This window comes from Vibrio mimicus CAIM 602, from assembly GCF_000338875.1.
GTDB lineage: Bacteria > Pseudomonadota > Gammaproteobacteria > Enterobacterales > Vibrionaceae > Vibrio > Vibrio mimicus.
The window spans coordinates 1-6008 of sequence record NZ_AOMO01000058.1; the positions used below are offsets into that span (position 1 = coordinate 1).

8 protein-coding genes and 1 pseudogene are annotated in these 6008 nt (G+C 42.3%); 1 reads left to right on the forward strand and 8 read right to left on the reverse strand.

What is annotated here, in order from left to right:
- On the forward strand, positions 1-264 hold a 264-nt coding region (locus tag D908_RS03870), incomplete at its 5' end, for a thiamine-binding protein (protein ID WP_005526529.1).
- A 156-nt stretch (positions 265-420) separates the two neighbouring features.
- On the opposite strand, the gene D908_RS03865 is transcribed toward D908_RS03870, so the two are convergent.
- From D908_RS03865 to D908_RS03835, 8 genes and pseudogenes are all read right to left on the reverse strand, one after another.
- Entirely contained in the window at positions 421-972 is a 552-nt protein-coding gene (locus D908_RS03865; protein WP_005526531.1) for a hypothetical protein, read from the reverse strand.
- Positions 973-1146: 174 nt separating this feature from the next.
- Positions 1147-2469 (reverse strand): hypothetical protein, encoded by a 1323-nt coding sequence (locus tag D908_RS03860; RefSeq protein WP_005526534.1) that lies wholly within the window; start codon positions 2467-2469, stop codon positions 1147-1149.
- A gap of 152 nt (positions 2470-2621) precedes the next feature.
- Positions 2622-3074, reverse strand: a complete 453-nt coding sequence (locus D908_RS03855) for a GNAT family N-acetyltransferase (protein WP_005526536.1) — start codon at positions 3072-3074, stop codon at positions 2622-2624.
- A 143-nt stretch (positions 3075-3217) separates the two neighbouring features.
- A complete protein-coding gene (locus D908_RS03850; protein WP_005526538.1) occupies positions 3218-3715 on the reverse strand; it encodes a GNAT family N-acetyltransferase in 498 nt (165 codons plus the stop codon).
- 145 nt (positions 3716-3860) lie between these two features.
- Positions 3861-4286 carry a GNAT family N-acetyltransferase gene (locus D908_RS03845; protein ID WP_005526540.1) on the reverse strand — a complete coding sequence of 142 codons (426 nt, stop codon included), beginning with the start codon at positions 4284-4286 and terminating at the stop codon, positions 3861-3863.
- Between the two features lie 94 nt (positions 4287-4380).
- Positions 4381-4785, reverse strand: coding sequence for a hypothetical protein (locus D908_RS03840; RefSeq protein WP_235047385.1), 405 nt, complete (start codon positions 4783-4785; stop codon positions 4381-4383).
- A gap of 206 nt (positions 4786-4991) precedes the next feature.
- Positions 4992-5145, reverse strand: a pseudogene (locus D908_RS23220) (DUF645 family protein).
- A 291-nt stretch (positions 5146-5436) separates the two neighbouring features.
- Positions 5437-6008, reverse strand: a 572-nt coding sequence (locus tag D908_RS03835) for a nuclease-related domain-containing protein (protein ID WP_005526546.1), incomplete at its 5' end; no start/stop codon positions are given.

Sequence of the window (6008 nt, forward strand, 5' to 3'; positions counted from 1 at the left end):
TTTGAAGTCGTAGACAAAGCTATCGCTGTCGTTAAAGCCTCAGGAGTCCCCTTTCAGGTTAGTGCTATGGAAACCACCATGAAAGGGGAACTCGATCATCTCTTGCAGATAATCAAAGATGCACAGCAAGCTTGCTATGATGCGGGAGCTGTCGAGGTAATAACAAACATTAAAATTCACAGTAAAACCGAAACTGCAACTGACACTTTCTGCACGTATGACAGGGGTGTTACCAAAGCTAATCATATGTTTATGAACGACTAACATTATGCCGTCATTGCACCGTGACGGCTAACGCCCGCCTAAGGGGCTGGCAACGCATTACCACCAAACTTAAACACAACAACCGAAACCACCTCGGCTCATTGGGACTGGAAACGCCACGCGTTGACAGTCCCTCTTGAGGCGTTTGTTAGGCGCCTAACCGCAGATAGCTGTAGCTTCTTGACGATAATTGAGAATCTTTTCGCACTCTACACTCGTACAACTCAAAACTCTTTTTAAATCATCTTCAGAATATTTTTTTGTTAAGTGATCAATCATTCTCAAGGACGTATCATAAAACCTACACTTCATATTTTCTTTTTCCAGATAATTAGCAAGTTCCACTTCAGCACTATTAAGCTTAGAAATAGCCATATCTCTTTCTCGATAAGCTTTCTGTACTTTATCATCAGCTCTCTTTTCTGCTGCATCCAACCTTTCTGTAATACTCTCAACCAAGTAGTTATTGTTAGCTATTCGAGATAATTTCAACTGTTCTTCATTGTATTTTGATGAAAAATACTCACTCTGAATATTTTTTAAAAGCTTTATGTCCGTTTGCCAAAAACCATCCCAGTTCCATAAAAATGTAGAACCTATTATTAACCAAAACAAAAACGTGGTTGCCGTTGAGATAAAACCTCCGTTTCTGCTATTTACTTTTTCTTCACTACTATTTTGATTTGAAGATTGATTTACATCTGCCATATATTTCTCCTTTTGATATAACAGTTATATCCATTAACTCATTTGCGCCTAACGCCCTGTTAAGGTGTGAGCAACGCAATACCGAAGCTTCCGCACACCACCTTAAACACAAAACGCAACGCATGGCAAAAGTGCCGAGCGTTGCGAATCACTCTTAAACAGATTGTTAGCTGCCTATTTTACAAGCTTGTCATACTCTGACTTGATACTGTCAGATATACTTGCTGGGTCAAACAAAGCTAGTACAGTCTTCAAACGCCTTTTCGCTGCTGAAGAATTCGCAAGTCTACGACCTAAGTCTGAATGCTGACTACTGGCTAGTTTTACTAATATGGCAATTTCTCTGGGAGAAAAACCTTGGATAATTTGCGTGTAATATGGAACGGCAGCATTAGACACACCATAGCCATTACCTACAGCACAACAAGAAACAACATGAACTAACTCTTCTTGTATTGTCTCCGGCACAGCTCCCTGTTGCGTTAGTTCCAACAATCGCTCTGCAAAAGGAGGTTCATTGTAAAAGTTATTCATTCCATTGTGTGCGTTCCAGAGACGTGTTGTAGCTTTAGAGAACACCGTATGCTGCTCTGATTCATTTAACAGACCAAGGAAACCTAACTTTTCGAAAAATTGCTGCGAAGCTGTATGCTTATCCTCAAACCCTTTTGCTACATACTCAGTGTGATTATTAATCAACTCTGACTTAATAGCATTGGTCAACACTTCTTTCAGACCATCACATATATCTAAGGCATTTAATCTAGCCTGCTCCGCTGTAGCTGGGTCACAGTAGATACCATGCACCATCTTCACAAGTAATTGGCGTTGTGCTTCATGCGTGTCTTTTAAACGCTGAATCCAAATATCACATTGTTGTTTATTGAACCTTGGTCCTTTGACTGCCGATATGAAAGCACTTATATCAACACCAGTAGGTGATGATGAGTCCGCGAGAGCATACCTAACGCAACGGTTTAAGAATGTTGTAAATTCTCGATCATTTACAGTTCCCATTGTAGGATGCGCAGCAGAAAAGTTATTGCGCACATCCCTACACTGATCTAGAAAGAAAAAGCCGTCCTCATTAATAATGTTAAGCTTCAGACAAAGCTCAAGAAGTCGGCTATCTTGCAATTCCATCAAGTGCTTTTCTTCAAAGTCGCCTTGGCGAATTTGAGCAACAACGGCTAAACCAAAGTTGCGAATTTTCTGACGCAAATGTAAGACTGCAGCATTCCAAATGTAATTCATAGCGCCATCGAATAAGCCTGTACTAACTGCTACACACATACGCGCGACAAGCTCACCTCTTAAGTCACCCGGAATTTCTCGTAATTCTCTTGGGAGATCTCGCCATGCATACTCGATTTCTTCTTCGCTAGCCAACACACTCCTTGGTATACCAAGTGAAGTTGTTAGTTCCGTAATAGCGGGAAGCACAGTGCTCGGTAACGATGGTAATGTTACATTTTCTTTTTGTATTAAATCTGACATTGTTTTCCTTATTAAATTTTGTATGGAGGCAGCTAACGCCCAATTAAGGGGTGAGCAACGCTACCACTCAACCTAAAGCATTGTACCGTAACCACTAAAATTGAAGTAGAAGCAAAAGTGCCAAGCGTTGTGAATCCCTCTTAAATTGCTTGTTATGTTTGGGGCTCAAGAGTTCTGCTTAACTCTATTTCCCTACCTGCGACTAAGTTTCCAGTAGGTATAAAACCACAATTTAAGTAGAAACCTTTTGGACCACCAGTGCTCTCTACAACACTTGTATAAAGAGCCGATGCTCCAAACTCGTTAAGCAACTCTGAACTTAACAACTCGATAGCTCTACGACCATACCCTTTTGATTGTTGTGTCTGATCTAGCATGAATCGCCAAAGGAAAAGTTTATTTGCGGAAATGTCTGCGTTTACCAAAATGAAACCTACTGGCTTATCTTCGGCATAGATGCCACGAAACCAAGGAAAATCCATAAAATTCGCTTCAGCCAATGAAATAGCATTGCTATCAACATGATCTAATTGGTTTTTAGCAACTTGTAACTGGCAGATTTCATAGAAATTATCATGGTCAATTCTTCTTAGCTCTATGCTCATACTGACAATTTCCCTCCGAAAACATAACGCCCGCCTAAGGGGCTGGCAACGCATAACACTAAACTCAAACACAACAACCGTAACCACCGCGGCTCATTGGGACTGGAAACGCCACGCGTTGACAGTCCCTCTTGAGGCGTTTGTTATGCATGTGCCACAACGCGAGCCATATGGTAAACGTCAACGTAGCTGCCATTTCTGAACGCATAAGCTTTCGACTCACCTTCAATCTCAAAGCCGAACTTCTTATACAAACTGATCGCTCGTTCGTTATCCACATAGACCGTCAATTCGATTCGTTTCAAATTGAGCCAGTTATCCGCCAAATCGATAACCGTTTTCAGCAAAGCACTACCGACACCTAAACCTTGAGCATCGTCTTTTACACCCATGCCGAATGTACCGACGTGACGACGTCGCGGATTGGTACATAGCTCAAAGCCCAAATTACCTACTACTTCGCCGTCCACTACTGCCACATACGCATAAACGTGCTCTGGAATATTCTGGAAACGTTTTTCCCACATATCGGAGGATGGAAGCGGAAGTTGTAATGTGCCGGTGTAGGCATTTGGGCACTCATAAATTCCTTTTATCGCTTTAGCATCTGATGGCTCTGCTCGCCTGACTTCAACAACCATAGTTCCTCTTTTCCTAAAAAATGCATAACGCCCGCTTAAGGGGCTGGCAACGCACTACCACTAAACTCAAACACAACAGCCATAACCACCGCGGCGCAATGGGACTAGAAACGCCATGCGTTGACAGTCCCTCTTGAAGCGTTTGTTAGGTTTGTGCGCCGAAGCTCATGTAGTAGTAACCACCCAATTCATCATCCACTTGCGACACAATTTCAAAACCTTGTGACATATAAAAGCTGAGTGCTTTCTGATTTTGAACCATGCACTTAAGGCTTAAGTTGCCATATTGCGTTTTTGCACCGTTAAGTAGCGAACTTCCAATGCCTTGACCCTGATATTCAGTTGCAATGTAGAGATGATGGATAAAATTGTCAGGTTCCCAAATGGAAATGAAGCCGGCAATATTACCTAAAACCCCAGACAACCAAATTCGCTCACCTTGGCTATCGCGATCGAAGTCTTCTAGCCGAAAACTATCCGACTTGAGCCATGGGAAACTATCTCGTCTAGAGTCCAAATAGAGCTTTCTCAACGATTCGAGATTACAAGCACTAAACTCTTTGATTTCCATGAACAACCTTAAACCTAACGCTTGCCATAAACGGCGAGCGTGTTTTGCGAGTCCAGCCCCCGAAGGGGGTGATGTTTGATGGCCTTGTTAGGTTTCAGTAGTTCAGCCAGTTCTCATCCCCTGTGAACGTATAGCCTAAGCTATCCCATTGACGTCCCACTCCCGACACATGGGGCCACTCAACTGAAAACATGTAAATGTAAGTAGGGAGAATAAAGTACTTTTCTTCTATGCAGTCTATAACTACAGTTTTTCGCTCAATGAGCTTTTCCATCCAGCTACAAACTAAAAACCTAGAATCAGATGAAAATGCAAACAGGCAACCCCAAGCATAGCCTGGGAACTTTTTACCATTAATACTTAGGCTATGATAGGAGTCGCCATGAGGAGGCTCTCCAATATAGGTGAGTATCGCACTAATGGTACTGCTTGGAGAAAGAAGCTGATAATCTTCCATTCCAGCCCATTCGCATATGCCATTGTTTGGCAACTTTATCACTTCCAAACACTACCTCCGTGTGAAACCTAACGCCCGCCTAAGGGGCTGGCAACGCATTACACTAAACTCAAACACAACGACCGTAACCACCTCGGCTCAATGGGACTGGAAACGCCGCGCGTTGACAGTCCCTCTTGAGGCGTTTGTTAGTTTCGTAGCCTATTGTTTAACAATGACTTTTTAAACTCATTTACTTGAAAGTCATTTTACGCAAAAGCATCACTCAAACACACGTCCAACGCCAAAAGCTGTGACGTTGGCTACCAAAACGTTAAGAGTCCGCGACAAAGAAAGCCAGATAACAGCGATGATTCAGCCTTTTATGAAACCAAACTGATCAAGTTGAACGTCCGACAACATTGAAGCATTAAAGCTTGTTGGTTATCAGCGATTTTGAAACCGCAGAACTTTCAACGCGTTCTACCAAATCAGCATCAGGAAAAACCCAAAAGCCAAATTGTGCAGCTTGAACGATAAAGGCTGAATTTTCAGAACCCTGTGCGTGAATTTTGGATGATTTTTCCTGAGAGAAACTAACGCCCTGTTAAGGTGTGAGCAATGCAATACCGAAGCTTCCGCATACCACCCTAAACACCAAACGCAACGCATAGCAAAAATGCCACGCGTTGCGAATCACTCTTAAACAGTTTGTTAGTTGAATTGTTTCACCGCTCTACACTTGGGAAAGGTTGAACACCCCCAAAACTGCTTACCTATATTTTCACCACGCCTGGTTTCACGCAACACCATTTCAGAGCCGCAACGGGGACACTGATTTGAGCTAACTTTGGATATAACAACTTCTTTGACATGTTTGCGATGCTTTAAATCCGTAATGATTCCGCGCTTTAACTTTATCTGATTTATAGATTCTGTTAACCGAGCATAATCCTTGTCTGAGAACACTACATCGTTAAATTGCTGAATGTATCGAATACTTCCTCGAGCATAAGTAACGTTTGGAGGCATTTCGGTTTTAAAGGTACTGTCGCCGATGAAAACAATAACTGAATGCAAGTGCTCTTCACTGCAACCTAGCAAGGTTTCCAGAGCTTTTATGTGCTTGTAGTTCTGATGCAGTGGGTTTTGAAATTTAGAGGAATGACGATAAATCTTTTGTGTCCACTGTTTCTGGCGAACCGAGCCAAATATCCAACCTTTCATATTCTTAGTTTCAACGACAAAGATGCCATATTTAGAAACCACAATATGGTCGACTTGAG

What these genes read in the sequence shown, in the direction of transcription:
- D908_RS03865 (WP_005526531.1), bottom strand. Translation starts at nt 972, where the DNA reads ATGGCAGATGTAAATCAATCTTCAAATCAAAATAGTAGTGAAGAAAAA.
- D908_RS03860 (WP_005526534.1), bottom strand. Translation starts at nt 2,469, where the DNA reads ATGTCAGATTTAATACAAAAAGAAAATGTAACATTACCATCGTTACCG.
- D908_RS03855 (WP_005526536.1), bottom strand. Translation starts at nt 3,074, where the DNA reads ATGAGCATAGAGCTAAGAAGAATTGACCATGATAATTTCTATGAAATC.
- D908_RS03850 (WP_005526538.1), bottom strand. Translation starts at nt 3,715, where the DNA reads ATGGTTGTTGAAGTCAGGCGAGCAGAGCCATCAGATGCTAAAGCGATA.
- D908_RS03845 (WP_005526540.1), bottom strand. Translation starts at nt 4,286, where the DNA reads ATGGAAATCAAAGAGTTTAGTGCTTGTAATCTCGAATCGTTGAGAAAG.